We start from the raw sequence: 23,715 nt of genomic DNA, 5'->3' as shown, positions 1-23,715 counted from the left end.
GCCCGGGACGGCAGGCCGTCCCGGGCGGCGCCAGCGGTCAGCCGCGCTGCCAGGCGGCCAGGTAGGCGTCGATCTCGCCGGCGATCCGGGCCTTGCCCGCCGGGTCGAGGAAGGAGGCGGTGACCGCGTTCTTGGCCAGCGCGGCCACGCCGGCCTCGTCCAGCCCCAGCAGGCCGGCGGCCACCTCGAACTCCCGGTTCAGCGAGGTGCCGAACATCGGCGGGTCGTCGCTGTTCACCGTGACCAGCAGCCCGGCGTCGACGAAGCGCTTGATCGGGTGCTCCTCCAGCCGCTCCACCACCCGGGTGGCCAGGTTGGAGGTCGGGCAGACCTCCAGCGGGATCCGGTGCTCGCCCAGGTGGTCCATCAGCGCCGGGTCCTTGAAGCTCTGGGTGCCGTGGCCGATCCGCTCGGCGCCCAGCTCGCGGATCGCGTCCCAGACCGTCTCCGGGCCGGTGGACTCGCCGGCGTGCGGCACGCTGTGCAGGCCGGCCGCACGGGCCCGGTCGAAGTACGGCTTGAACTGCGGGCGCGGCACGCCGATCTCCGGACCGCCCAGGCCGAAGCTGACCAGGCCCTCGGCGCCGACCTCCAGCGCGAGGCGGGCGGTCTCCTCCGCCGAGGCCAGGCCGGCCTCGCCGGGGATGTCGAAGCACCAGCGCAGCACGATCCCGAAGTCCCGCTCGGCGCTCTTGCGGGCGTCCTCGATCGCCTCCATGAACGCCACGTCGGGGATGCCGCGACGCACCGAGCTGTAGGGGGTGACGGTCAGCTCGGCGTAGCGGATCTGCTGGCGGGCCATGTCCTCGGCCACGCCGTAGGTCAGCGAGCGCACGTCCTCGGCGTCCCGGACCAGGTCGACCACCGAGAGGTAGACCTGGATGAAGTGCGCGAAGTCGGTGAAGGTGAAGTACTCGGCGAGTGCCGCCGGGTCGGCCGGGACCTCGGTCCGGCCCTCGTAGCGGGCGGCCAGCTCGGCCACCACGCGCGGCGAGGCGGAACCCACGTGGTGCACGTGCAGCTCGGCCTTGGGCAGACCGGCGATGAACGCCTCGATCCCGCGGGACATCTCTACTCCATCCGTCGTCGTCCGTCGTCCTCGAACAGACCAGGAATCATCGCACGACCGGGCAGCCGGCCGGGCCCGGCCGACCACCGGGCGGGCTCGGGTCCACCGCCCGGACCGGCCCGGTCAGCCGCCGACCGCGGTGGCCACGGTGTGGATCAGCAGCCCGGCCAGCGCGCCGACCACGGTGCCGTTGATCCGGATGAACTGCAGGTCGCGGCCGACGTTGGCCTCGATCTTGCGGGAGGCGTCGGCCGCGTCCCAGCCGGCCACGGTCTCCGAGATCAGCGAGGTGATCTCGGCCCGGTAGGTCTCCACCACGTACTGGGCGGCGTCCTGCAGCCAACCGTCGGTCTTGGTCTGCAGCCGCTCGTCGGTGGCCAGCCGGCGCCCGAAGGAGCGCACCCCGACCCGGATCCGCCGGCGCAGCTCGCTCTGCTCGTCCTCGGCGGCGGCCAGCACCAGGGCCCGCACCGCGCTCCACGAGGAGGCGATCAGCTCCTGCACCTCGTCCCGGGCCAGCAGCTCGGCCTTGGCCCGCTCGACCCGGGCCTGGGTGGCCGGGTCGGTCTGCAGTTCGCGGGCGAAGTCGGCCAGGAAGGTGTCGATCGCGCCGCGCGCCGGGTGCCCGGGGTCGTCGCGGATCGCGGTGACGAAGCGCAGCAGTTCCTTGTAAACCCGCTCACCGACCTGGTGGTCGATGAACTTCGGGGTCCAGCCGGGCGACTTTATCGCCACCTTGGTCACCACGTCCGCGTGGTGCTCGGTCAGCCAGTCGTGCGCCCGCACCGCCACCAGGTCGACCACCCCGTGGTGGCCGCCGTCCGCCACCACCTTGCCGAGCAGCCGCCCGAGCGGCTCGGCGACCTGGGTGGCCGCCACCCGCCGGGTCACCGCCTCGCCGACCACCGCCTGCACGTCCTCGTCGCGCAGCACCGCCAGCACCCCGCGCAGCGCGGCGGCCGCCTCCTTGGTCACCCGGTCGGCGTTGGCCGGCATCGCCAGCCACTCGCCCAGCCGGCGGGCGATGCCGAGCGCGGCGAGCCGGCTGCGCACCACGTGAGCGGCGAGGAAGTTCTCGCCGACGAACTGGCCGAGCGAACGGCCGAAGGCGTCCTTCTTGGTCGGGATGATCGCGGTGTGCGGGATCGGCAGCCCGAACGGGCGGCGGAACAGCGCGGTAACGGCGAACCAGTCGGCCAGCGCACCGACCATGCCGGCCTCGGCGGCGGCCGAGACGTACCCGGTCCAGCTGCCCCAGCCGGCCGCGCCGGCCCAGGTGGCGAGCGCGTACACCACGGTGGCCAGCGCCAGCAGGCCGGTGGCGATGGTCTTCATCCGGCGCACCCCGCGCCGCTTCTCCTCGTCGGCGGCGGTGAACCGCACCCCGCCGGGCGCCGACTGCGCTCTGCTGTCGCTCTCCACCCGACCAGTGTCACCGATCAAGGGGCCGATCCCGCGACCTCGCACCCCTGAGCTATCCCTGATGCGCCGTTCTCGGCTGCTGCTCGGCGACCACTCCCCCCTCAGCCACCCGCACCGACCGGGCGGGCCTCGCCCCAGCGGGCGTAGGCACGGTCGACCAGCTGGCGCCAGGCCGGGCGGCGGCGCAGCCGGCGGCGCACCCGGGCCGGGACCACGCCGCGCCAGACCTGCACCACCAGCGAGGGGTCGGCCACCGCCGTCCGGGCCGGGGCCGGGCGGGCGGTGGGCCGCAGCTCGCCCGGGACCCGGTACATGGCCGGCGCCCCGTAGGCCGCCTGATAGCGGATCAGCCGGCGCAGCGCCCCGGCCCGCCCGCGCCGGGCCAGGTCGAGCCGCAGCCGCTCCCGGGCCGGCAGCAACTGGTACTCGGCCGGCGGGCAGTACCGGTCGAGCAGCCGCCCCACCCCCGCGCAGACCCGCCGCTGGGCCGGCACCTCCAGGGTCAGGAAGTCGGGGCGCAGCAGCTGCGGCAGCTCCCAGCCGAACGCCCAGCCGCGCAGCACCGCCGCCTCGGCCCCCGGGGCGGCCAGCCGCGCCACCACCGCCAGCGCGGCGGTCAGTTCGCGCAGCCGCTGCTCGTGCCCGGGGCGGACCGGCAGCTCGGGGGCGGCGGGGTAGAGGCAGTCCGTGCCGCCGAGCACGGCGATCCGCCGCGAGCGCAGGCAGACCTCCAGGGCCAGCGGCAGGCCGGGCCCGGCCTCCAGCAGGCCGTACTCGGCCAGCGCGGTGCGCCGGAACAGCCGGGCCTGGCCGAGCGAGGGGGCGAGCCCGGGGTGGCTGAAGTCCACCCAGTCCCAGCTGTAGGCGAACAGGCTCTCCTGGTACGGGCTGTCCGCCGCCCACGGCGCGGCCCCGGGCACCGCGGCCGGGCACCCGAAGACCACGTCCGCGCCGGCCCGGTCGGCGAGCGCGACCAGCTCTTCCAGCGCCGACTCGGCCAGCCGCTCCCCGGGCCCGAGGAAGCAGACGTAGCGCCCGCGGACCGCGGTGTCGAGCAGCGGGCCGGCGGGGGCGGCCGCGCTCCCCGACCGGCCGGCCGGCACCACCCCCGCCGGCACCACCGCCAGCGCCGCCGACCGGCGCCGCCGGATCGACTGGCCGGCCAGCGCCTCCAGGGCTGCCGCCCAGTCGGCCGGTGGTGGCTCGGCCCCCGGCGGCGGGCCGGTCAGCACGACCGTCACGTCCGGACCCGCCGCCCGGGTCGCCACCTGCTCCGCCGGACGCCCGCTGCCCGTCAACACCATCACCTCGTCACCGGTCCTGCGGGATCAACCGTCGCGGCCCGGCCCGGGTCACTGCCCGTCAACCGATCGCCGACCGTCAGTCGATCGCGGGCCGCCGACCGGGCGCGGCCGTCCACCGGGCACGGGCCACCGGGCCACCGACCGGTCGCGCCCACCGACCGGTCACGGGCCGCCGACCGTCGCAGCCGTCAGCCGATCGCGGCCCCGGCGTACATCCGGGCGATCACGTCCTCGATCACCGGCTCGCGCACCGACAGGTCGAGCAGCGGGTAGCGCTCGGCGACGGCCGCCACGATCGGCGCGGCGCTGCGCTCGGCGGGAAAGGCCAGCCACTGCCGGCTGCCCTCCACCTTGACCACCCGCACCCCGGGCAGCTCGATCGGCGCGCCGGCCCGGCCCAGGTCGACCATCAGGGTGCGCTCGCTGCGGCCGGCGGCGTGCAGGCCCGGCAGGTCGCCGTCGTAGACCACCCGGCCGTGGTCGATCACCATCACCCGGCCGCACAGCTGCTCGATGTCGGTGAGGTCGTGGGTGGTGAGCAGCACCGTGGTGCCGGCGGCGTTGACCTCGCGCAGGAACTCCCGCACCCGGGCCTTGCTGAGCACGTCCAGGCCGATGGTCGGCTCGTCGAGGTAGAGGATCCGCGGGTCGTGCAGCAGCGCGGCGGCCAGGTCGCCGCGCATCCGCTGGCCGAGCGAGAGCTGGCGCACCGGGGTGTCCAGCAGGTCGCCGAGCTGCAGCAGCTCGACGCAGCGGGCGAGGTTGGCCCGGAACTGCGGGGGCGGGATCCGGTAGAGCCGGCGGCTCAGCTCGAAGGAGTCGCGCAGCGGCAGGTCCCACCAGAGCGTGGTGCGCTGGCCGAAGACCACGCCGATCCGGCGGGCCAGCCGGGCCCGTTCGCGGCTCGGGTCCACCCCGGCGACCCGCAGTCGGCCGCCGCTGGGGACCAGGATCCCGGTCAGCATCTTGATGGTGGTGGACTTGCCGGCGCCGTTCGGGCCGAGGTAGCCGACGCACTCGCCGGCCGCCACCCGGAAGGTGAGGCCGTCGACGGCGCGCACCTCGCGGCGCTCGCGGCGCAGCCGGCCGATCCGGGTGCGGTCCTCGGTCTTGGTGCGACCCTCGGTCCTGGTGTGCCCCTCGGTCTTGGTACGAACGGTGAAGGTGCGGGAGACGTTGTCGAGCTCGATCAGGTCCATGTGGGTGCGCTTCCTGGGTGAGGGGTGTACGGGGGGACAGGGTGGGCAGGTTCAGCTGCCGGTGCCGCGGTAGGCGCGCAGGCCGGCCCGCCAGGCCAGGGCGGCGGCACCGACGCTGAGCGCGGCGGCCAGCGGCGAGGCCAGTTCGAAGGCCCGCGGCAACCCGAGCGGGTCGGGGCGGTGCAGCAGGTGGAGCAGCGGCAGCCAGTTGACGAAGGCCAGCGGCACCCCGAAGGTGGCGCCGGCGATCAGGTGCCGGCCGTAGATGCCGGGCGGATGGCTGAGCAGGGTGGCGCCGCCGTAGGTGAAGGCGTTCTGGAACTCGCGGCTCTCGCCCCACCAGAACTGCACGGCGGCCCCGGCCACGAACACCGCGGCGAAGATCACCGTGCCGCTGACCAGCAGCGCGGCGAGCAGCAGCAGTCGCGGCCAGGTCCAGGCCAGCGGCAGCGCGTGCATCGCCCAGCCGAGCACCAGCAGCGACTGCAGCGGCCGGCCCGCGCGGCGCAGCGTGAACCGCTCGGCGCAGACCATGGCGAGCGCCGGGGCGGGGCGGATCAGCAGCACGTCCAGGGAGCCGGAGCGGATCCGCTGGCCGAGGCCGTCGACGCTGCCGATCAGCAGGTCGGCGGTGCCCAGCGCGAAGCCCGAGGTGCCGTAGAGCAGGCCGATCTCGGGCAGCGTCCAGCCGCCGAGCCGCCCGGTGTGGCGCAGCATCAGGATCAGCACCACGAAGTCCAGGAAGGTGACCAGCAGGTTGCCCACCGAGGAGATCCAGAAGTTGGCCCGGTAGGCCAGCGCGGCCCGCATCCACATCGCGGCCGCCAGCCGCCAGGAGACCACCGCCCAGCGGGCCCGGGCGAGCGGGTTCTCGGGTGTCGACAGCTCAGCCACCGTGCACCACCACCTTGCGGGCGGCCAGCGCCTGCGCCGCCCGGCCGGCCGTCAGCAGCAGGGCGGCCCAGAGCAGTTGGAAGCCGAGCGCGCGCCCGGCCGCGGCGCCGGTGCGGTGCTCCAGGAAGAGGTCGCAGGGCACCTGGACCAGCGCCGACCAGGGCAGCAGCTGGGCTGCCTGGCGCAGCCCGTCCGGGAAGAGGCTCAGCGGCAGCAGCATCCCGGAGAAGAACATCGAGACCACCGCCATCAGCACTCGCAGGCCCTCCGCGTCGTCCAGCCAGAAGCCGGTCACCGAGACCAGGAAGCGCAGCCCGAAGCTGACGGTGACGGCCAGCAGCACCGAGACCAGGAAGAGCGGCCAGGTGAGGGGGGCGTGCGGCAGCCGGGCGTGGAAGAGCAGCACCCCGGCGGCCAGCGGCACGGCGCCGCGGGTCAGCAGCTGGAAGCCGGCCCGGCCCAGGTCGGAGGCGAGCCACCAGCCGAGGAAGTCCACCGGGCGGTAGAGGTCGATCGCGATGTCCCCGGTGCGCAGCCGCTGCTGCAGGTCGTCCTGGAAGCCGCCGCCCCAGGCCGCGACCGCGACCAGCAGGGCCTGGCTGACCCAGATGTAGGTGACCGCCTGGGCGGTGTCGTAGCCGCCCAGGCCGGGCCTGGCGTGCCAGAGGGCGAGGAAGGTGGCGGCGAGCACGCAGCCGAAGACGGTGTTGGTGAAGGCGCCGGCCGCGGTGGCAACCCGGTAGGTGGCGAAGCGGCGGAACGCGCCGCGGGCGATGGCCAGGTAGAGCCCGGCCGAGGTATCCATCAAATATCTCCTTGTCGACAATTTGGGCGCGCCACTCCCGCCCGGGAGCAGGGCGCCACGCCCGAGAGCCCCGACCGACCGACCCCCGGGGGTGGGGGACGTCGTTCGGGGCTGCAGAGATCTGAGGTTGTGTCAGTCCACCGTAGCGGCAAGCCAAGTGGCCGGACAGCGGATTACCACCGACCCGCCGCCCACCGGGGCGCACGCGGCCCGCGACGCGCCGGTACCCCGGCGCCGAAGCGACCGGGGTACCGGAGCAGCCGGGGCGGGTCCAAGAGACACGCCCTAGTGCATCCCGCTGTGCGGCAGGCTCGGCAGCCCGGGCAGCGACGGCAGGCTGGGCAGCGAAAGCCCGAGGCTGCTCAGCAGGTTCGTGATGGTCGACAGCAGACTGGTCAGCAGCCCGGTCAGCTGCCCGACCAGCGAACCGACGTCCGGCAGCCCCGGCAGCGTCACCGGCAGCGAGGGCAACGTCGTCGGCAGGGCCGGCACCGAAGGCAACGCCGGGGTCGACGGCAAGGCGGGCGTCGACGGCAAGGTCACCGGCAGGCTCGGCGTCGACACCGCCGGCCCGGCCGCCGGATGCGGCGGCACCGGCAGCGCCTGCACCGACAGCACCCGCGACACGTCCGGGTCCCGCAGCGGGACGGCCGCACCCGCCGCGGTCACCGAGGTGAGGCTGATCGCCGCGGTCAACGCGGCAGCCGTCCATATGGAACGCATGAGAGGTCTCTTCCTGTTCGACGGAATCCGGGACGGATCCATTCCGTTACCGTCCCGTTCCATACAGTGAGCCGCCCGCGTCCACCCGGCCACCGCGCCTGGGCCGAACGACTGAGGGCCCGCCTCCCCTACCAGGGAGACGGGCCCACCACGACGATCCGACCGGTCCTACAGGTACAACCCCGTCGACCCGTCCGCGTCCTTCAGCCGCTCGGCGGCCACCGCGTGCAGGTCGCGCTCGCGCAGCAGCACGTACGTCGCGCCGCGCACCTCGACCTCCAGCTTGTCCTCCGGGTCGTACAGCACCCGGTCACCGGGCTCCACCGAACGCACGCTCTGACCCACGGCCACCGCCTCGGCCCAGCTGCACCGCTTGCTCAGCTCCGCGGTCGCCGGGATCAGGATGCCGCCCGTCGACCGCCGCTCGCCCTCGCCACCGTCCGGACGCACCAGCACCCGGTCGTGCAGCATCCGAATGGGCAGCTTCTCGCCCAACCGGTCGTGTCGGCCGTGTTCGGACAGCCCGGCACCCGCCGGCTGCTCGGCCTGCTTGCTCTGCTCGTCGTTCACGCTCACGCCCAGACCGTACCCGGCGCGGGCCGCCACCGTGGTGCCGGCCCGCGATCCGATCCGTCCGGCACCCGCCCCGGGGCCGCGGTCAGTCCTTCTTGCGCTTGCGCGCCGAGGCCACCAGCAGCAGCACCCCGCCGCCGACCAGCGCCGCCGGCACGATCCGCTCCACCCGCGGCTTGCCCTGCTCGTCCGTGAACTGCGCCTTCAGCTGCTCCACCCCACGGCTCGCCCCGACGTACAGCCGGCCCAGCCGCTGCTCCACCGAGGCCTGCGCCTTCGCCCGCACCTGCGCGGCCACCGTGGTCGGGTGCACCCGCACCGCCAGCTCGTCCAACGTGTCGGCCAGCCGGGTGCGGGCCGCGGCGATGTCCGCCTCGATCTCCGCCGTGCTGCGCCCCGCGTCGTCCCGCGCCACGTCCTTGGTCTTCCCCTTGCCCACCCGGGCCACCTCACTCGCCTCACGTCACGGTCTGCTGGCGCTCAAGTCTGTCAGCTCATCCCCCGGGGCGCGCAGTCCCACCCTCCATCGGAGGTAGGTTTGCAGCGGCACGACCACCCAGTCCAGCACGAGGAGATCCACCCGTGACCCAGCGTCTCCAGGCCGGGGACACCGCCCCCGCCTTCTCCCTGCCCGACGCCGACGGCAACCAGGTGTCCCTCGCGGACCACCTGGGCCGCAAGGTGATCGTCTACTTCTACCCCGCCGCGCTCACCCCCGGCTGCACCACCCAGGCCTGCGACTTCACCGACAACCTGGAGGCCTTCAGCGGCGCCGGGTACGACGTCATCGGCATCTCCCCCGACGCCCCCGAGAAGCTCGGCAAGTTCCGCGAGACCGAGGACCTCAAGGTCACCCTGGTCTCCGACGCCGACAAGTCGGTCCTCGAGGCCTACGGCGCCTACGGCGAGAAGACCCTCTACGGCAAGACCGTGGTCGGCGTGATCCGCTCCACCGTCGTCGTCGACGAGCAGGGCAAGGTCGAGCGCGCCCTCTACAACGTCAAGGCCACCGGCCACGTCGCCAAGCTGCTGCGCGACCTCAAGGTCGACACCGAGGCCTGAGCACCCCCGACGCCTGAGCACCCCCGGACGGCGACGCACGACGGCCCGGCTCCCCCACACAGGAGCCGGGCCGCCGCTCTTGCGCGACGCCGGGATCAGGCGGGCAACCCCACGGCCCGCTCGCCGCTGCGCCGCTGCTGGATCACCACAGCGACGACCAGCAGCGCACCCTGCGCCACGTCCTGCCAGAACGAGTTGATGCCCTGGACCGTCAACCCGTTCTCCAGCGCACCGAGCAACGCCACTGCCAGCAGCGTCCCCCCGATGCCGCCCTTGCCGCCGCGCAGCGCACAGCCGCCCAGCGCCGCCGCGGTGATCGACTGCAGCTCCAGGCCCTCGCTGCCGGAGACCGGCTGGCCCGAGCCGGTACGGGCGGTCAGCAGGATGCCGGCCACCGCCGCCACCACGCCGAGCAGCCCGTACACCGCGATCAGGTACTTGTTGATGTTGATGCCGGCCAGCCGCGCCGCGGTGTCGTTGCCACCGATCGCGTAGAGGTTCCGGCCGATGTCGGTGTACTTGAGCAGCAGGTGCACCGCCAGCGCCACCAGGATCAGCAACCACACCATCACCGGCAGCCCGGCGATCTTGCCCCGGCTGAGGAAGATGAAGATGCTGTCGTTGAGCACGTACCCCTGCGCCGAACCGTTGGAGATCAGGTCCGCAACCCCCTTGTAGGCCGCCAGGCCCGCCAGGGTGGCGATGGTCGGGTTCACCCGCCCGTAGACGATGATCACCCCGTTCAGCACCCCGATCACCACGCCGACGCCCAGCGCCGCCGCCATGCCCAGGAACGCGTTCGACCCGGACGAGGTGAACGCCATCGCACTGATCACCGAGGCCAGACCCGCCTGCGAACCCACCGAGATGTCCAGGCCACCACAGATGATCACCACGGTCTGCACCACCGCGAGCAGCCCGCTGATGGTCACCGCCTCCGCGATCACCTGAATGTTGTCCCAGCTCAGGTAGTTCCCGTTGAGCGAGCCGAACAGCACCAGCAGCAGCACCAGGCCACCGGCCAGACTCAGGTTCTGCGCGCCGATCGAGGCCAGCAACCCGCCGACCCCACCCCGCCTGGCCGGCGGCACGCTCCCGGTGGGCGCGCCCTTGGAAACGGTCGTGGTGCTCATGCGGTCCTTCCCTCGTCGCTCGAAGCAGCCGCCAGGTCGCCGCCTGACGCCAGGTCATCGGCCATCGCCAGCGCGAGGATCCGCTCCTCGGTGGCCTCCGCCCGGTCCAACTCGCCGGTGATCCGGCCGTTCTGCATCACCACCACCCGGTCCGCCAGCCCGAGCACCTCGGGCAGCTCCGAGGAGATCACCACCAGCGCGACCCCCTCCTTCGCCAGGTCGGCGATGATCTGGTAGATCTCCGCCTTCGCCCCCACGTCGATCCCGCGGGTCGGCTCGTCCAGGATCAACACCTTCGGCTTGCGGGCCAGCCAGCGGGCCAGCACCACCTTCTGCTGGTTGCCGCCGGACAGCTTGCGCACCTCGTGCTCGATCGACGGCGCCCGCACCCGCAACCGGTCCACGTACCCCTGGGCCAGCTCCTGCTCGGCCGACCGCCGCACGAACCGCCACCGCCGCAACCGCTCCAGCACCACCAGCGAGGCGTTGTCCCGGATCGTGCGGTGCAGGAACAGCGCCTGCGCCTTGCGCTCCTCCGGCGCCAACCCCAGCCCCGCCCGGATCACCGCCCCCGGACTGCCCGAGCGCAACCGCTCGCCGTCCAACCGCACCGACCCCGAACGCACCGGCAGGTCACCGGCCAGCGCCAGCGCCAGCTCCGAACGGCCGGCCCCGATCAACCCGGCCAACCCCACCACCTCACCGGCCCGCACCGTCAGGTCGATGTCCGTGACGTCGTCGGTCGTCAGCTTCTCGACCTCCAACACCACCCGGTCGGTGGCGACGTTCTGCCGCACGAACATGGAGGACAGGTCACGGCCCACCATCAGCCGCACCAGCTCGCGCTCGCTCGCCGACTCCGCCTCCAGCACCCCCGCCACCGAACCGTCGCGCAACACCGCGATCCGGTCCGCCAGCCGGAAGATCTCCTTCATCCGGTGCGACACGTAGATCACCGCCACGCCCTGGTCGCGCAGCCGGCGGATCAGCCCGAAGAGCGCCTCCACCTCCTGCTCGGAGAGCGAACTGGTCGGCTCGTCGAAGGCGATCACCTTCGCCTCCCCGGTCAACGCCCGCAGGATCTCCACCAGCTGGCGCTGCGCCGGGGTCAGCTCCGACCCCAGCAGGTCCGGATCCAGCACCCGGGCGAAGCCCAGGCGCTCCAGGTCCGCCAGGATCCGCCGGCGCAGCTCGGCCCGGTCCAGCCGCCGCCCCGCCCGGCGGGGCAGCGAACCGGCGTACACGTTCTCGGCCACCGAGACGTGCGGGATGATCTCCGGCTCCTGCGGGATGATCCGGATCCCCAACGCCCGCGCCCGGGCCGGCGAACCGAGCTCCACCTCGGCGCCGTCCAGCAGCACCGCACCCTCGCTCGGCTGGTGGTCACCGGTCAGGATCTTCAACAGGGTGGACTTGCCGGCCCCGTTCTCCCCCATCAGGGCGGTGACCTGCCCCGCCGGGAAGTCCAGGGTGACCTCGCCCAGCGCCCGGACCTCGCCGAACCGCTTGCCGAGCCCGCGGACGCCGGCGCCCGCGGTCGTCGTCTTCCCCCCAGTCGCCTTCTTGCTCGTCACGGTCGCTACCTCAGCTGCACTGGACGCCGGCGGACTGCCAGTTCGAGGCGTCGACCATGGCGGTGGGAGCGAACGCCTCCTGCGGGAACGCCTTGCCGTCCTTCAACTTGTCGTACATGGTCTGCACCGCGAGCGCGCCCACGTCGCTGCCGTTGATGTACAGCGCCGCCTTCATCCCGGTCGGCTTGCCGCTGCCCCAGTCCTTGCACGCCAGGTAGGCGCCCAGGCCGATGCCGATCACGTTGTCCGCGCTGATCCCCGCGTTCTGCATCGCGGTGATGCCGCCCTGCACGTTCTCGTCGTTGCAGCCCCAGATCACCCAGTGCTTGACGTTCGGGTTGGCGGTGATGGTCGCCGCGATCTTGTCCTGCGCACCGGTGGGGGTGTTGTCGGTGGCGACGTCGATGTTCTGCACCCCGGCACCGCCGCCCGCCGCGAACGCCGCCTTCGCCGCGTTCACCCGGTCACCGCAGACCGTCACGTCCTGCTGCCAGGCCGAGATGGTCCGGGTGTCCGCGGCCGCCCAACCCGCCTTCTGGTACTCCTGCCCCGCCCGGGTGCCCACCTGGGTGCCCATCTGCTGGCCACTGAAGCCGATCCGCGGCAGCAGGTCGGACGCCGGGCACTTGGCCGGGTCCGGACCGGAGGAGCAGACCTGGTCGTCCGAGGTCAGCAGCGCCACCTTGGCGTCCTTCGCGGTCTGCACCAGCTGCGGACCCACCGACGGGTCCGGCGGCACCACGATCAGGCCGTTGCTCTTCTGCGCGATCGCGGCCTGCTCCTGGCTGACCGCCTGGTTCGCGTCGGTGCCCAGGTTGACCACCTTCAGGTCGATGCCCAGCTGCGCGGCCTTGGCCTTGGCGCCGGCCGCCTCACCGATGAAGTACTGCTGGTCGCCCTGCTTCTGCAGGTAGGTGAGGGAGATCTTCCCGCTGACCTTGGCGACGTCACCGGAGGCGGCGGAGGAGCTCGACTGGCCGGTCGAACAGGCCGTCAAGCCCAGGGTGACGATCAGACCCGCGGTGGCGGCGACAGCGCGGCGGCGGTGGCGCACAGTGGTCATGGGTGGGGGCTCCTTGAGGTGGCACAGGCTCTTGCTGGGTGGGCTCGCTGGGGATCAGACTCACAATCGATCAGAACCGAACAGGTTCCAACGCGATGTGCCATATGACATCCGGTCTGACCTCGACCGTCAAGGGGTTTCGCACAGATACGCACAGGTCGCAACGGAACCGTTGTCAGATCGTGTGAAGAGTGGCAGAGCGTGACAGTAGCGGGTGTGCTCCGGGTACGAAAGAGCGGTGGGGGGAGGTGCGGGTCAGCAGGGGCCGAGGTCGGTCCAGACGCCCCAGGCGCCGCTCGCGGTGGGGTCGTCGCCCTTGGTCCACCACTTGTTGCTGTAGTAGTGGCCCTGCCAGGCCACCTTGGTGGTGGTCGGGTAGGCGGTACCGGCGTCCCAGGCGGGGGCGGCGGTGCAGCCGGCGGGGGTGGGAGTGGGGGTCGGCGTGGGAGTGGGCGTCGGGGTCGGGGTGGGCGTGGGGGTCGGCGTCGGGGTGGGCGTCGGGGTCGGGGTCGGCGTCGGGGTGCCCGAGCCGGTGCCGGCCGGGACGGCTCCGCGGGTGTAGTCGCCCGCGATCCCGTACAGCGTCCCGCCCACGTTCACCGTCCAGTTGGACGGCGTCGAGGTCGGCAGGTAGTAGACGAAGTCCACGTCCACCGAGGCCCCGGGCGCCAGCGACTGCCAGGCCGGCAGCTTCAGCGAGACCCGGTTGTAGGTCCCCTTCAGGCCGCCCACGTTGCCCGGCCCCGGGTTGTCCTGGCTGATCACCGAGGAGTTGAAGCCCGACTGGTCGTGCGCGTTGCCCGGCGCCGAGTTGCTGTAGTCGAACTGGAACTCGGTGCCGCCCGGCAGCGTCACCGTCGAGTTGTTGACGATGTGGATCTTCGGGTTGATCGGGTAGTTGTTGTCGCCGAGCGCGAAGTTGGTGAAGGACACGTCGATCGGCAGGGTCTGCTGCGGCAGCGCGACGGTCGCCCGGGTCGCACCGTACGGCGAGGCCGACTTGAACTTGCTGTACAGGTCACCGGTCAGCGTCGAACCGGCCACGTACTCGCCCTTGCCGCCGTTGGCCGTCGGGTCGAAGGTGTAGTCACCCGCCAGCTCCCAGATCATCGCCCCGCCGGCCCCCTGGTTCACCAGGTAGTCCGCCTTGGCGTTCACCGACTGCTCGTCCTCGGTGGAGAGGAAGACGTTCTTGGTGGAGTTCCACAGCCACGGCGCGACCAGCGAGGAGCTGTAGTTGCGCTGGTAGCTGCCGGTCAGCGAGGTGTCGGTCAGCCCGTACTTCGACAGGTAGTCCGGCAGGATCCCGTTCTGCAGGTTCATCGCGTGCCACATCGGGTTGGACCCCGCCGGCGCCTCCTTGCCGTTGGCGTCCTGGTCGTGCCACAGGTTGTCGATCCCGACCGCGCCGTCACCACAGGTGGTCAGCCCCGAGCCGGCCGGGCAGGTGGTGGTCGACGCCGTGCCCCAGAGGCCGTTGGTGCCGCCGGTGACGTTCTTGAACCCGCGGGTGTAGTACGGGATGCCCAGGTTGATCCGGCCGGCCGGCATCGCACCGCGGAAGTAGTGGTAGGCCCAGTCCCCGTTCAGGTACCCGATCCCGCCGTACTGCGAGGTGCCGTACACGTTGGCGGCCTTGAGCTCGGCGTCGTTGCCGTCGTCGAAGAGCGAGGCGTTCGGGCCGACGTACTGGTTCCACGCGCCCTGCAGGTCGTAGGACATGATGTTGACGTAGTCCAGGTACTGGGTCACCTGGAAGGTCTCCATGCCGCGCAGCAGGTAGCCCGAGGACGGTGCCGCCACCGAGAGCAGGTAGTACTTGCCGTCCGCCGCGCTCGCCGTGTCCAGCTTCTGCCGCAGCGTCTTCAGCAGCGCCGCGTACCCCTGCATCAGCGAGCCGCGCTTGGCGTTCGCGGTCGTCCAGTCGAGCGGGTTGCCCGCGTTGTTCATCGAGGTCGGGTACTCGTAGTCGAGGTCGACCCCGTTGAAGCCGTACTTCTCGACGAAGGCCACCGCCGAGTCGGCGAAGGTGTTGATCCCGGCCTGGTTCACGCTGCCGTCCGGATTGACGGTCATCGCGTAGAAGCCGCCCGAGTTCACCCGGTTCCCCGAGTCGTCGAAGTACCCGCCGGTCTCGGCCCAACCGCCCACCGAGATCATCGTCTTGACGTTCGGGTACTGCTTCTTGAACTTGGACAGCAGGTTGAAGTGCCCCTGGTACGGCAGGCTCGGATCCATCTCCGCACCCGGCACGCCCGGGAAGGTCATCCCGGTGGCGGCGTTGTTCGGCCCGTCGCTGCCGACCGAGATCCGGTTGTCGCCGCCGACGTGCGCGAAGGCGTAGTTGACGTGGGTGACCTTGTCCCACGGGATGTTGTTCACCAGGTAGGCGGGCGTGCCGTCCTTCCCGGTGCGCCACCCGGTGAAGTACCCGATGATGCGCCGCTGGTGGTCCGGCCCCATCTTCTCGCGCCCACTGGTGTCGTAGGCGAGGCAGTACGGGACGTCCACCCCGGGCGTGGTGTACATCCCGTCCGGACGACAGGACTGGTTGTCGACGGCCGCGGTCGTGGCGGTCGTGCTGGTCGTGGCCGCGGTGGAGGCGGGCGCGGCGGCCAGGGTGCCGAGCAGCAGCCCGGCCAGCGAGGCGGCAGCAGAAGCCGCGAGGGCGAGCCGGCGGCCGCGCGCCGCCCTCCTCGCCTGATGACGGATCAACACTCGGTCCTCCAGAGGAGAGTGTCGGCCGCGCGCCAGGTGGGGCAGCGCGCGCGTGGGGGTCGGTTGGGGGCACCCGGCAGATGGCACGCGGAAGGAGGCATGGGGGTGGCCAACGACCGACTGCCACGCTGCAGGGTCCGCCGAAGTTATTTGGTCTGGACCAGTTGGGTCAATAGGTCTGGACCATGTCGTGTCAACAGCGTGAAGATGAGAATGGTGATTCTCATCACGCCCTCATGGCAGGACGGAGAAGTTCGCGGACAGGCCGTGACCGATCGGGGGTTGCGGTCGTTGCCCTCTGCAAGGAGGGAACTCATGTCCATATCCATGCGGTACACCCGGGAGATGTTGGCACCACTGGCGGCGGAGTCGCGGTCGCTGGACGAGATGCTGATCACCATGGGGAAGGAACCGGAGACCTACCGGCGCAAGTACCTCCGAAAGCGGCTGACCGCTTTCGGAATCGACACCAGCCACTTCCGGTCGACCGGCAGCATCTACACGCGCGAGCTTCTTGAGACCGCCGTCGCGCAGTGCACCACCGTGGCCGGCGTCGTCCGGCTCCTCCAGCAGCGCCAGGCCGGCGGCACCCATGCCCATATCGGCCGCCGGATCAAACAGTTCGGGATCGACACCTCGCATTTCACCGGCCAGGCGCACAACAGGGGAAAGCGTCTTGGTCCGCGCCGCACCCCAGCCGAGCTCCTCAGGCGCCTACCACCCGACAGCCGTCGGATCCCGGGTGCCCGGCTGCGCACGATGCTGGTGCTGCTCGGCCGCCCGGAGCGTTGTGAGGGCTGCGGCACACCGCCGACCTGGCACGGCCGCCCGCTGACGCTCGAGGTGGACCACATCGACGGAGACTGGCTCAACAACCAGGAGAGGAACCTCCGCCTGCTCTGCCCCAATTGTCATGCCACCACCGAGACCTACTGCGGTCGCAACAAGGGCAAGACATCACCACCCGCACCATAAACTACGGTGCCCACCACTTGCGCCAGGCCCTAGACTGGGCCCATGCGGCCGTGGTGGAAGGGAAGACACGATGGCTTTAGGTGCCATTGGGGGAAACCCCGTGAGGGTTCGAATCCCTCCGGCCGCATCAGCCTAAGAATCGAAGGCCCGTCAGAAACTGACGGGCCTTCGCCGTTCTCCTACTTCACCAGCTCCCGCACCACCGGCACCAACCCCCGGAACGCTTCCCCCCGGTGGCTGATGGCGTTCTTCTCGTCCGCCGTCAGCTCCGCGCACGTGCGGGTCTCCCCCAGCGGCTGGAGGATCGGGTCGTAGCCGAAGCCGCCCTCCCCCGCCGGCGCGAACCGCAGCGTCCCCAGCAGCCGGCCCTCCACGACCCGCTCGGTGCCGTCCGGCAGGGCCAGCGCCGCGGCGCAGGCGAAGTGGGCGGCCCGGTGCGGGTCGGCGATGTCGGCGAGCTGGGCGAGGAGGAGGTCCAGGTTGGCGCGGTCGTCGCCGTGCTTGCCGGCCCAGCGGGCGGAGAAGATGCCGGGGGCGCCGCCGAGCACGTCCACGCAGAGGCCGGAGTCGTCGGCGACCGCGGGCAGGCCGGTGGCCTGGGCGAGCGCGTGGGCCTTGAGCAGGGCGTTCTCGGCGAAGGTCACACCGGTCTCGCGGACGTCGGGGACCTCGGGGTAGGCGTCGGCGCCGACCAGGTCGACGTCGAGGCCGGCCGCGCCGAGGATGGCGTGCAGTTCGGCGACCTTGTGCTGGTTGCGGGTGGCGAGGACGAGGCGTGGCAGGGTGCTCATGGCCCCTCAGTATTCCCTCTTCCGAACCCGGTCAGCTCGCGCAGACCTTGGTGAGGTTCCCGGCGGCGTCGCCGAGCGGGCCGAGGTCGGGGACCTGGTTGGCGTCGACCGCCTGCTGGACCTTGTCGGCCTGGGTCTGCATGTCGGTGACGGCCTTGGCGACGTCGGTGTTGCCGGCGTTCTTGCCGACCTTGTCGAGGTCGGTCTTCAGCTTGGCCAGGGCGCGGCCGGCGGCGGCGGGGTCCTGGTTGGCGTTGTTGTAGGCGCTGCCGACCTGGCCGACGTCGGTGCCGACGGTGACCGCCGTGGTGCCGCAGTCCATCGCCTTCTGGGCGGCGGAGCAGCTGATCGCGCTGAGCGGGAGGACGGCGAGCAGGGCGGCGGCCGCGAGGGTGGCGGGTCGGGTGAAGGGGTGCGGCATCGGCGGTCCTCCGCTGTTCCTCCGCTGGGGTGTGCTGTGGCAGGAACGGTACGGGCTGCACGGCGGTGCTGTACAGCCCGTCCACCTGCGAAGTCGGCGGTCGGCCCGCTCCTGGACCCGCCTCCGGGTCCACCCGGTCCGGCGGCTCAGCCCGTGAGGTCGTCCAGGGCCTTGCGCTGGATCGCGTCGAGCTCGGCGCAGCCCAGCGTGCCGAGGTCGAGCAGCTGGTTGAGCAGGTCGCGGTCGAAGGGGGCGCCTTCGGCGGTGCCCTGGACCTCGACGAAGCGGCCGTCGGAGGTGCAGACGATGTTCATGTCGGTCTCGGCGCGCACGTCCTCCTCGTAGCGGAGGTCGAGCATGGGGGTGCCGTCGATGATGCCGACGCTGACGGCGCTGACGCCGCCGGTGATGGGCTGGCCCTTGGCGCGCAGCAGCTTGCGGTCGCGGGCCCAGGAGACGGCGTCGACGAGGGCGACGTAGGCGCCGGTGATGGCGGCGGTGCGGGTGCCGCCGTCGGCCTGGAGGACGTCGCAGTCGAGGACGATGGTGTTCTCGGCGAGGGCGCGGTGGTCGATGACGGCGCGCAGCGAGCGGCCGATGAGGCGGCTGATCTCGTGGGTGCGGCCGCCGATCTTGCCGCGGACGGATTCGCGGTCGCCGCGGGTGTTGGTGGCGCGCGGGAGCATCGCGTATTCGGCGGTGACCCAGCCTTCGCCGCTGCCCTTGCGCCAGCGGGGGACGCCTTCGGTGACGCTGGCGGTGCAGAGGACTTTGGTGTCGCCGTAGGAGACGAGGACGGAGCCTTCGGCGTGCTTGCTCCAGCCGCGTTCGATGGTGATCGGGCGGAGCTGGTCTGGGGTGCGGCCGTCGATGCGTGACATAGCGCCTGAGCGTAGTCGGTCCCGGCATTTGGGACACAGCTGCCGGTGGGAGGCCCGGCGGCGGGTGCGCCGACGGCCGTCGCCCGGGTGCCCCGACGGCCCGTCCCCCGGGTGCGCCGACGGCCCGTCTCCCCGGTGGGGTGACGGGCCGTCGGGCGGGTCTCAGGTGCGGCTCACATCATGTCTTCGATGTCGGCGGCGATGGGGTCGGCGTCGGTGCCGATGACGACCTGGATCGCGGTGCCCATCTTGACGACGCCGTGGGCGCCGGCGGCCTTGAGGGCGGCTTCGTCGATGAGGGAGGGGTCCTTGACCTCGGTGCGCAGGCGGGTGATGCAGCCTTCGACCTCTTCGATGTTCTCGATTCCGCCGAGACCCGCGACGATCTTCTCAGCCTTGGTGGCCATGGTTCCTTCTCCCTCTGTGTCGGCGGTCCGGCTGCTCTGCCGGCGGCCGTCCTGCGGTGTGCGGTGCCGGGTGGCCGGGTGACGCGGGCTCAGCGCCCCGGTCGGGACCGGGTGGCGCTCCGGCGCGACCAGGATCACCCGGGTTCGGGGGTTCCGCCACGCTGGTGCACGTTTGGCCCAGCACCGCGCGCACGTCGTGGATCTTCCTCCCAGGATGACGGTGTGTGGGGCTCGGGTCCACGGCATGCGGCTTGCACCATAACTGGTCTACACCAATATGGGTGTACTTCCCAAAACGTGCGGCCCGCCACCGGTGTTCCCGGTCGCACCGGGCAGGGCAGGCGGACGGCGGACGGCAGCGCGGGAGGCAGCGGATGGGTTCGGCGGACGCCGCGGGTGCGCGGCGGGTGCCGCAGAAGCAGTGGTGGCAGGGCTTCTACGGCGGGCTGCAGAAGATGGGGCGGTCGCTGCAGTTGCCGGTGGCGGTGCTGCCGGCGGCGGGGATCCTGAACCGGCTCGGGCAGCCGGACATGTTCGGGCCGGACGGCCGGATCGCCGACTGGCCGGACGTGGCGAAGGTGCTGGCGGGAGCGGGCGGCGCGCTGCTGGACTCCTCGCTGGGGCTGCCGCTGCTGTTCTGCGTCGGGGTGGCGATCGGGATGGCCCGGAAGGCGGACGGTTCGACGGCGCTGGCGGCGGTGGCCGGCTTCCTCGTCTACTACAACATCCTGCACCAGTTCCCGGTGAGCCCGCCGACCACGCCGCCGAGCTACCAGAACCCGGGGGTGTTCGGCGGGATCCTGATGGGGTTGATGGCGGCCTGGTGCTGGGTGCGGTTCCACCGGACGAAGTTGGTGGACTGGCTGGGGTTCTTCAACGGGCGGCGCCTGGTGCCGATGGTGATGGCGTTCGTGGGGCTGGTCTTCGCGGTGCTCTGCCTGTGGGTCTGGCCGCCGGTGGGGCGGGGGCTGACGCATTTCAGCAAGTGGTTGTCGGATCTGGGGGCGGTGGGGTCGGGGCTGTTCGGGGTGGCGAACCGGTCGTTGCTGGTGATCGGGATGCACCAGTTCCTGAACACCTTCATGTGGTTCCAGTACGGCAGTTTCACCAAGCCGAACGGCCAGGTGGTGAACGGTGACGTCAACCGGTTCCTGGCGGGCGATCCGACGGCCGGCCAGTTCACCTCGGGCTTCTTCCCGATCATGATGTTCGCGTTGCCGGCGGCGGCGCTGGCGATCGCGCACTGCGCGAAGCCGCACCGGCGCAAGGAGGTGCTGGGCCTGATGACCTCGGTGGCGCTGACCAGCTTCGTGACCGGGGTGACCGAGCCGATCGAGTACTCCTTCCTCTACGTGGCGCCGGCGCTGTACGTGGCGCACGCGCTGCTGACCGGGGTGTCGATGGGGGTGACCTGGGCCCTGGGCGTGCACGACGGGTTCAGCTTCTCGGCGGGCCTGATCGACTACCTGATCAACTGGAGCCTGGCGACCAAGCCGTGGCTGATCATCCCGATCGGCGCCTGTTTCGCGGTGGTCTACTACGCGCTCTTCCGCTTCATGATCACCAAGTTCGACCTCAAGACCCCGGGGCGCGAGCCGGAGGACGAGGTGGAGGACGTCGCCAAGGAGTGAGTCCCGCCACACCGGCGGGACTCACCGGGGCCCCGGAGCGCGCTGCCGCCCGGGGCCTTCGGCCGTGCGGCGACGGGTCAAAAGCCCCTGGCCGCCGCGCGGCTTTCCGTCCCTTTTGCCTGTCGTGTTATGAAAGGTCCTGATCTGGTGTAGACCAATTTGGTCCACGCTGGCCGACCGGGCAGTGCCGCCCGCCGACCGCCGAAGGAACCGCATGAGTACCACGACCGCCCCCGCGGCAGCGCCGCCCCGGAGGAAGCCGGGCGCCGGCCTGCTCCAGGGCCTGCAGAAGATCGGCCGCAGCCTGCAGCTGCCGGTGGCGGTGCTGCCGGCAGCCGGCATCCTGCTGCGGCTGGGTCAGCCGGACGTGTTCGGCAAGGACGGCCTGGGCTGGGACAAGGTGGCCGCCGTCTTCGCCACCGCGGGCGACGCGGTCTTCTCCAACCTGGCGCTGCTCTTCTGCGTCGGGGTGGCGATCGGCTTCGCGAAGAAGGCGGACGGCTCCACGGCGCTGGCCGCGCTGGTCGGCTACCTGGTCTTCCACAACGTGCTGACCGTCTTCCCGATGGCCGGCACGGTCACCGCAGTCGACCCGGCCGGCAAGCCGCAGGACCCGGGAGTCTTCGGCGGCATCGTGGTCGGCCTGCTGAGCGCGCTGATCTGGCAGAAGTACCACCGCACCAAGCTGGTCGACTGGCTCGGCTTCTTCAACGGCCGCCGGCTGGTGCCGATCGTCATGGCCTTCGTCGGCACCCTGCTGGGCATCGCCTTCGGGCTCGCCTGGGGTCCGATCGGCACCGGGCTGACCCACGCCGGCAACTGGCTGGTGGGCCTGGGCGCAGCGGGTGCGGGCATCTACGGCCTGGCCAACCGGGGGCTGATCCCGATCGGGATGCACCAGTTCCTGAACACCTTCTTCCAGCAGCAGGTGGGCAGCTTCACCGATGCGTCCGGGAAGGTGTGGACGGGCGACATCCCGCGGTTCTTCCACCACGATCCGACGGCCGGGCAGTTCATGTCGGGGTTCTTCCCGATCATGATGTTCGGTCTGCCGGCGGCGGCGCTGGCGATCGCGCACTGCGCCCGGCCCGAGCGCCGCAAGGCGGTGACCGGGATGATGGTCTCGGTCGCGCTGACCAGTTTCATCACCGGTGTCACCGAGCCGATCGAGTTCTCGTTCATGTTCATCGCGCCGGTGCTGTACGCGATCCACGCGGTGCTCACGGGCCTGTCGATGGCCCTGACCTGGGAGCTCGGGGTGCACGACGGGTTCAGCTTCTCGGCGGGGTTGATCGACTACCTGCTGAACTGGAACCTGGCCACCAAGCCGTGGTTGATCATTCCGATCGGGCTGGCCTTCGCGGCCCTGTACTACGGGCTCTTCCGGTTCGCGATCATCCGGTTCGACCTGCCCACCCCGGGCCGTGAGCCGGAGGACGAGGTCGAGGACGTGACCCGGGCCTGAGCTGGGGCGATCCGCCGACGGCGGTGCCGGTCAGGTCATGATCGCCAATCCACAACAAGGTTTCGATTTCATAGCGCTTCCCACCTGCGGGGCTTCCCAACCTTCCGGGGCCCCTCGGGCCGTGCTAGAAAACTGGTCTACACCACTTGGTGGTGTAGACCAGTTCGCGCATCCGGCCCCGCTTCCCCAGCCCGGTGCGCCCTGCCGTGAGGAACGACCCCCATGAGTACGACTGCGCAGGCAACGCCGCCCGCACCTTCGCCCCTCAAGCAGTTCGGGCAGAACACCCTTCAGGGTCTGCAGAAGATGGGCCGCAGCCTCCAGCTGCCGATCGCCGTGCTGCCGGCCGCCGGCCTGCTGGCGCGGCTCGGCCAGGACGACGTCTTCGGCAAGGCCGGCCTGCACTGGGACAAGGTCGCCGCCGTGTTCAACGCGGCCGGTGGCGCGCTGCTGGACAGCAGCACCGGTCTGCCGCTGCTGTTCGCGGTCGGCATCGCCATCGGCTTCGCGAAGAAGGCCGACGGCTCCACCGCGCTCGCCGCGCTGGTCGGCTTCATGGTCTACAACAAGGTCCTCACCGCATTCCCGATCACCGAGGGTCACATCGCGGACGGGCAGTGGGTCGCCCCGACCTACCAGAACCCGGGCGTGCTCGGCGGCATCGTGATCGGTCTGCTCAGCGCGGTGCTGTGGCAGAAGTACCACCGCACCAAGCTGGTCGACTGGCTCGGCTTCTTCAACGGCCGCCGGCTGGTGCCGATCATCATGGCCTTCGTCGGCACCGCCGTCGGCGTGCTCTTCGCCCAGTTCTGGGGCCCGGTCGGCACCTTCATCGGGCACCTGAACAACAGCCTGATCGGCCTGGGGGCGGTCGGCGCCGGCCTGTTCGGCCTGGTCAACCGCGGTCTGCTGCCGATCGGCATGCACCAGTTCGTCAACTCCTACGCCTGGTTCCAGGCCGGCGACTACACCAAGGCCGACGGCACCGTGGTGCACGGCGACCTGACCCGCTACATGGCGGGCGACCCGCACGCCGGCCAGTTCATGTCCGGCTTCTTCCCGATCATGATGTTCGCGCTGCCGGCCGCCGCCCTGGCGATCGCCCACTGCGCCCGCCCGGAGCGCCGCAAGGCTGTCACCGGCATGATGGTCTCGCTGGCCCTGACCTCCTTCGTCACCGGCGTCACCGAGCCGATCGAGTTCTCCTTCGTCTTCATCGCCCCGGTGCTGTTCGTGATCCACGCGCTGCTCACCGCCGTCTCGATGGCGGTCACCTGGGCGCTGGGCGTGCACCTCGGCTTCACCTTCTCCGGCGGTCTGATCGACCTGGTGCTCGGCTGGAGCCACGGCCACAACCAGTGGATGGTCTTCCCGCTCGGCCTGGCCTTCGCCGCCCTCTACTACGTGTTGTTCCGCTTCGCGATCACCAAGTTCAACCTCAAGACCCCCGGTCGCGAGGACGACAGCGAGGTCGAGGACCTCACCAAGGCGTGACGGCTCCGCGGAGCTGACCCGAACGGGAGCGGGGGGGGGGGGGGGGGGGGGGGGAACGCGCCTTCCTTTTCTTGTTTTTCTTTTTTTCCTCCCACCTCCTCCCCCCCCCCC

Annotated in this window: 22 protein-coding genes and 1 tRNA gene; 6 read left to right on the top strand and 17 right to left on the bottom strand. The window is 71.5% G+C overall.

Features of this window, described 5'->3' with window-relative positions:
• Positions 1 to 37 precede the first annotated feature (37 nt).
• The 9 genes from ACQRUO_RS20480 to ACQRUO_RS20440 form a co-directional block, all read right to left on the bottom strand.
• A complete protein-coding gene (locus tag ACQRUO_RS20480) occupies positions 38 to 1,069 on the bottom strand; it encodes an adenosine deaminase (protein WP_428317429.1) in 1,032 nt (343 codons plus the stop codon).
• Between the two features lie 123 nt (positions 1,070 to 1,192).
• On the bottom strand, positions 1,193 to 2,491 hold the full coding sequence (locus tag ACQRUO_RS20475) for a DUF445 domain-containing protein (RefSeq protein WP_428317428.1): 1,299 nt from the start codon (positions 2,489 to 2,491) through the stop codon (positions 1,193 to 1,195).
• A gap of 101 nt (positions 2,492 to 2,592) precedes the next feature.
• A complete protein-coding gene (locus ACQRUO_RS20470; protein WP_428317427.1) occupies positions 2,593 to 3,789 on the bottom strand; it encodes a hypothetical protein in 1,197 nt (398 codons plus the stop codon).
• A 194-nt stretch (positions 3,790 to 3,983) separates the two neighbouring features.
• Positions 3,984 to 4,994, bottom strand: coding sequence for an ABC transporter ATP-binding protein (locus ACQRUO_RS20465; protein ID WP_428317426.1), 1,011 nt, complete (start codon positions 4,992 to 4,994; stop codon positions 3,984 to 3,986).
• Between the two features lie 51 nt (positions 4,995 to 5,045).
• The gene (locus ACQRUO_RS20460; protein ID WP_428317425.1) at positions 5,046 to 5,888 is read right to left on the bottom strand and encodes an ABC transporter permease; all 843 of its coding nucleotides are present in this window, start codon (positions 5,886 to 5,888) and stop codon (positions 5,046 to 5,048) included.
• Positions 5,881 to 6,693, bottom strand: coding sequence for an ABC transporter permease (locus ACQRUO_RS20455; protein ID WP_428317424.1), 813 nt, complete (start codon positions 6,691 to 6,693; stop codon positions 5,881 to 5,883). Before ACQRUO_RS20455 ends, ACQRUO_RS20460 begins: the two co-directional genes overlap by 8 nt.
• 285 nt (positions 6,694 to 6,978) lie before the next feature.
• Positions 6,979 to 7,389 (bottom strand): hypothetical protein, encoded by a 411-nt coding sequence (locus tag ACQRUO_RS20450; protein WP_428317423.1) that lies wholly within the window; start codon positions 7,387 to 7,389, stop codon positions 6,979 to 6,981.
• A 195-nt stretch (positions 7,390 to 7,584) separates the two neighbouring features.
• Entirely contained in the window at positions 7,585 to 7,887 is a 303-nt protein-coding gene (locus tag ACQRUO_RS20445) for a GroES family chaperonin (RefSeq protein ID WP_428317433.1), read from the bottom strand.
• A gap of 187 nt (positions 7,888 to 8,074) precedes the next feature.
• Positions 8,075 to 8,428 carry a DUF3618 domain-containing protein gene (locus tag ACQRUO_RS20440; RefSeq protein ID WP_428317422.1) on the bottom strand — a complete coding sequence of 118 codons (354 nt, stop codon included), beginning with the start codon at positions 8,426 to 8,428 and terminating at the stop codon, positions 8,075 to 8,077.
• Positions 8,429 to 8,571: 143 nt separating this feature from the next.
• Here ACQRUO_RS20440 and bcp point away from each other — a divergent pair, with 143 nt between their 5' ends.
• Positions 8,572 to 9,051, top strand: coding sequence for a thioredoxin-dependent thiol peroxidase (gene bcp / locus ACQRUO_RS20435; RefSeq protein WP_428317421.1), 480 nt, complete (start codon positions 8,572 to 8,574; stop codon positions 9,049 to 9,051).
• A gap of 95 nt (positions 9,052 to 9,146) precedes the next feature.
• On the opposite strand, the gene ACQRUO_RS20430 is transcribed toward bcp, so the two are convergent.
• The 4 genes from ACQRUO_RS20430 to ACQRUO_RS20415 form a co-directional block, all read right to left on the bottom strand.
• Entirely contained in the window at positions 9,147 to 10,184 is a 1,038-nt protein-coding gene (locus tag ACQRUO_RS20430; protein ID WP_428317420.1) for an ABC transporter permease, read from the bottom strand.
• Positions 10,181 to 11,758, bottom strand: a complete 1,578-nt coding sequence (locus ACQRUO_RS20425; RefSeq protein WP_428317419.1) for a sugar ABC transporter ATP-binding protein — start codon at positions 11,756 to 11,758, stop codon at positions 10,181 to 10,183. Before ACQRUO_RS20425 ends, ACQRUO_RS20430 begins: the two co-directional genes overlap by 4 nt.
• A gap of 10 nt (positions 11,759 to 11,768) precedes the next feature.
• A complete protein-coding gene (locus ACQRUO_RS20420; RefSeq protein WP_428317418.1) occupies positions 11,769 to 12,821 on the bottom strand; it encodes a substrate-binding domain-containing protein in 1,053 nt (350 codons plus the stop codon).
• Between the two features lie 255 nt (positions 12,822 to 13,076).
• A complete protein-coding gene (locus ACQRUO_RS20415; protein ID WP_428317432.1) occupies positions 13,077 to 15,533 on the bottom strand; it encodes a chitinase C-terminal domain-containing protein in 2,457 nt (818 codons plus the stop codon).
• A 321-nt stretch (positions 15,534 to 15,854) separates the two neighbouring features.
• Here ACQRUO_RS20415 and ACQRUO_RS20410 point away from each other — a divergent pair, with 321 nt between their 5' ends.
• Together ACQRUO_RS20410 and ACQRUO_RS20405 are read left to right on the top strand one after the other, a co-directional pair.
• Positions 15,855 to 16,514 carry an HNH endonuclease gene (locus ACQRUO_RS20410; RefSeq protein WP_428317417.1) on the top strand — a complete coding sequence of 220 codons (660 nt, stop codon included), beginning with the start codon at positions 15,855 to 15,857 and terminating at the stop codon, positions 16,512 to 16,514.
• Between the two features lie 44 nt (positions 16,515 to 16,558).
• A tRNA-Leu gene (locus ACQRUO_RS20405) sits at positions 16,559 to 16,641 on the top strand.
• 52 nt (positions 16,642 to 16,693) lie between these two features.
• Here ACQRUO_RS20405 and rdgB read toward each other — a convergent pair.
• The 4 genes from rdgB to ACQRUO_RS20385 all read right to left on the bottom strand — a co-directional run bounded on the left by rdgB (position 16,694) and on the right by ACQRUO_RS20385 (position 19,260).
• Positions 16,694 to 17,296, bottom strand: a complete 603-nt coding sequence (gene rdgB, locus ACQRUO_RS20400) for an RdgB/HAM1 family non-canonical purine NTP pyrophosphatase (RefSeq protein ID WP_428317431.1) — start codon at positions 17,294 to 17,296, stop codon at positions 16,694 to 16,696.
• 40 nt (positions 17,297 to 17,336) lie between these two features.
• Complete coding sequence (locus ACQRUO_RS20395) at positions 17,337 to 17,726, bottom strand: hypothetical protein (protein WP_428317416.1); 390 nt, start codon at positions 17,724 to 17,726, stop codon at positions 17,337 to 17,339.
• Positions 17,727 to 17,872: 146 nt separating this feature from the next.
• Positions 17,873 to 18,607 (bottom strand): ribonuclease PH, encoded by a 735-nt coding sequence (gene rph, locus ACQRUO_RS20390; RefSeq protein WP_428317415.1) that lies wholly within the window; start codon positions 18,605 to 18,607, stop codon positions 17,873 to 17,875.
• Between the two features lie 173 nt (positions 18,608 to 18,780).
• Entirely contained in the window at positions 18,781 to 19,260 is a 480-nt protein-coding gene (locus ACQRUO_RS20385) for a glucose PTS transporter subunit EIIB (RefSeq protein ID WP_428317414.1), read from the bottom strand.
• Positions 19,261 to 19,388: 128 nt separating this feature from the next.
• Here ACQRUO_RS20385 and ACQRUO_RS20380 point away from each other — a divergent pair, with 128 nt between their 5' ends.
• From ACQRUO_RS20380 to ACQRUO_RS20370, 3 genes are all read left to right on the top strand, one after another.
• Positions 19,389 to 20,645, top strand: a complete 1,257-nt coding sequence (locus ACQRUO_RS20380; RefSeq protein ID WP_428317413.1) for a PTS transporter subunit EIIC — start codon at positions 19,389 to 19,391, stop codon at positions 20,643 to 20,645.
• A gap of 214 nt (positions 20,646 to 20,859) precedes the next feature.
• Positions 20,860 to 22,110 (top strand): PTS transporter subunit EIIC, encoded by a 1,251-nt coding sequence (locus tag ACQRUO_RS20375; protein ID WP_428317412.1) that lies wholly within the window; start codon positions 20,860 to 20,862, stop codon positions 22,108 to 22,110.
• Between the two features lie 222 nt (positions 22,111 to 22,332).
• Complete coding sequence (locus ACQRUO_RS20370) at positions 22,333 to 23,604, top strand: PTS transporter subunit EIIC (protein WP_428317411.1); 1,272 nt, start codon at positions 22,333 to 22,335, stop codon at positions 23,602 to 23,604.
• Positions 23,605 to 23,715: the final 111 nt, after the last annotated feature.

It is taken from the genome of Kitasatospora sp. LaBMicrA B282, assembly GCF_050325825.1.
Taxonomy (GTDB): Bacteria; Actinomycetota; Actinomycetes; order Streptomycetales; family Streptomycetaceae; genus Kitasatospora.
The sequence above is the reverse complement of the archived record's forward strand: the minus strand, read 5'-3'. Positions and strand labels throughout refer to the sequence as shown.

What these genes read in the sequence shown, in the direction of transcription:
- ACQRUO_RS20480 (WP_428317429.1), bottom strand. Translation starts at nt 1,069, where the DNA reads ATGTCCCGCGGGATCGAGGCGTTCATCGCCGGTCTGCCCAAGGCCGAG.
- ACQRUO_RS20465 (WP_428317426.1), bottom strand. Translation starts at nt 4,994, where the DNA reads ATGGACCTGATCGAGCTCGACAACGTCTCCCGCACCTTCACCGTTCGT.
- ACQRUO_RS20455 (WP_428317424.1), bottom strand. Translation starts at nt 6,693, where the DNA reads ATGGATACCTCGGCCGGGCTCTACCTGGCCATCGCCCGCGGCGCGTTC.
- ACQRUO_RS20445 (WP_428317433.1), bottom strand. Translation starts at nt 7,887, where the DNA reads ATGCTGCACGACCGGGTGCTGGTGCGTCCGGACGGTGGCGAGGGCGAG.
- ACQRUO_RS20430 (WP_428317420.1), bottom strand. Translation starts at nt 10,184, where the DNA reads ATGAGCACCACGACCGTTTCCAAGGGCGCGCCCACCGGGAGCGTGCCG.
- ACQRUO_RS20420 (WP_428317418.1), bottom strand. Translation starts at nt 12,821, where the DNA reads ATGACCACTGTGCGCCACCGCCGCCGCGCTGTCGCCGCCACCGCGGGT.
- ACQRUO_RS20410 (WP_428317417.1), top strand. Translation starts at nt 15,855, where the DNA reads ATGTCCATATCCATGCGGTACACCCGGGAGATGTTGGCACCACTGGCG.
- ACQRUO_RS20395 (WP_428317416.1), bottom strand. Translation starts at nt 17,726, where the DNA reads ATGCCGCACCCCTTCACCCGACCCGCCACCCTCGCGGCCGCCGCCCTG.
- rph (WP_428317415.1), bottom strand. Translation starts at nt 18,607, where the DNA reads ATGTCACGCATCGACGGCCGCACCCCAGACCAGCTCCGCCCGATCACC.
- ACQRUO_RS20385 (WP_428317414.1), bottom strand. Translation starts at nt 19,260, where the DNA reads ATGCCGTGGACCCGAGCCCCACACACCGTCATCCTGGGAGGAAGATCC.
- ACQRUO_RS20380 (WP_428317413.1), top strand. Translation starts at nt 19,389, where the DNA reads ATGGGTTCGGCGGACGCCGCGGGTGCGCGGCGGGTGCCGCAGAAGCAG.
- ACQRUO_RS20375 (WP_428317412.1), top strand. Translation starts at nt 20,860, where the DNA reads ATGAGTACCACGACCGCCCCCGCGGCAGCGCCGCCCCGGAGGAAGCCG.
- ACQRUO_RS20370 (WP_428317411.1), top strand. Translation starts at nt 22,333, where the DNA reads ATGAGTACGACTGCGCAGGCAACGCCGCCCGCACCTTCGCCCCTCAAG.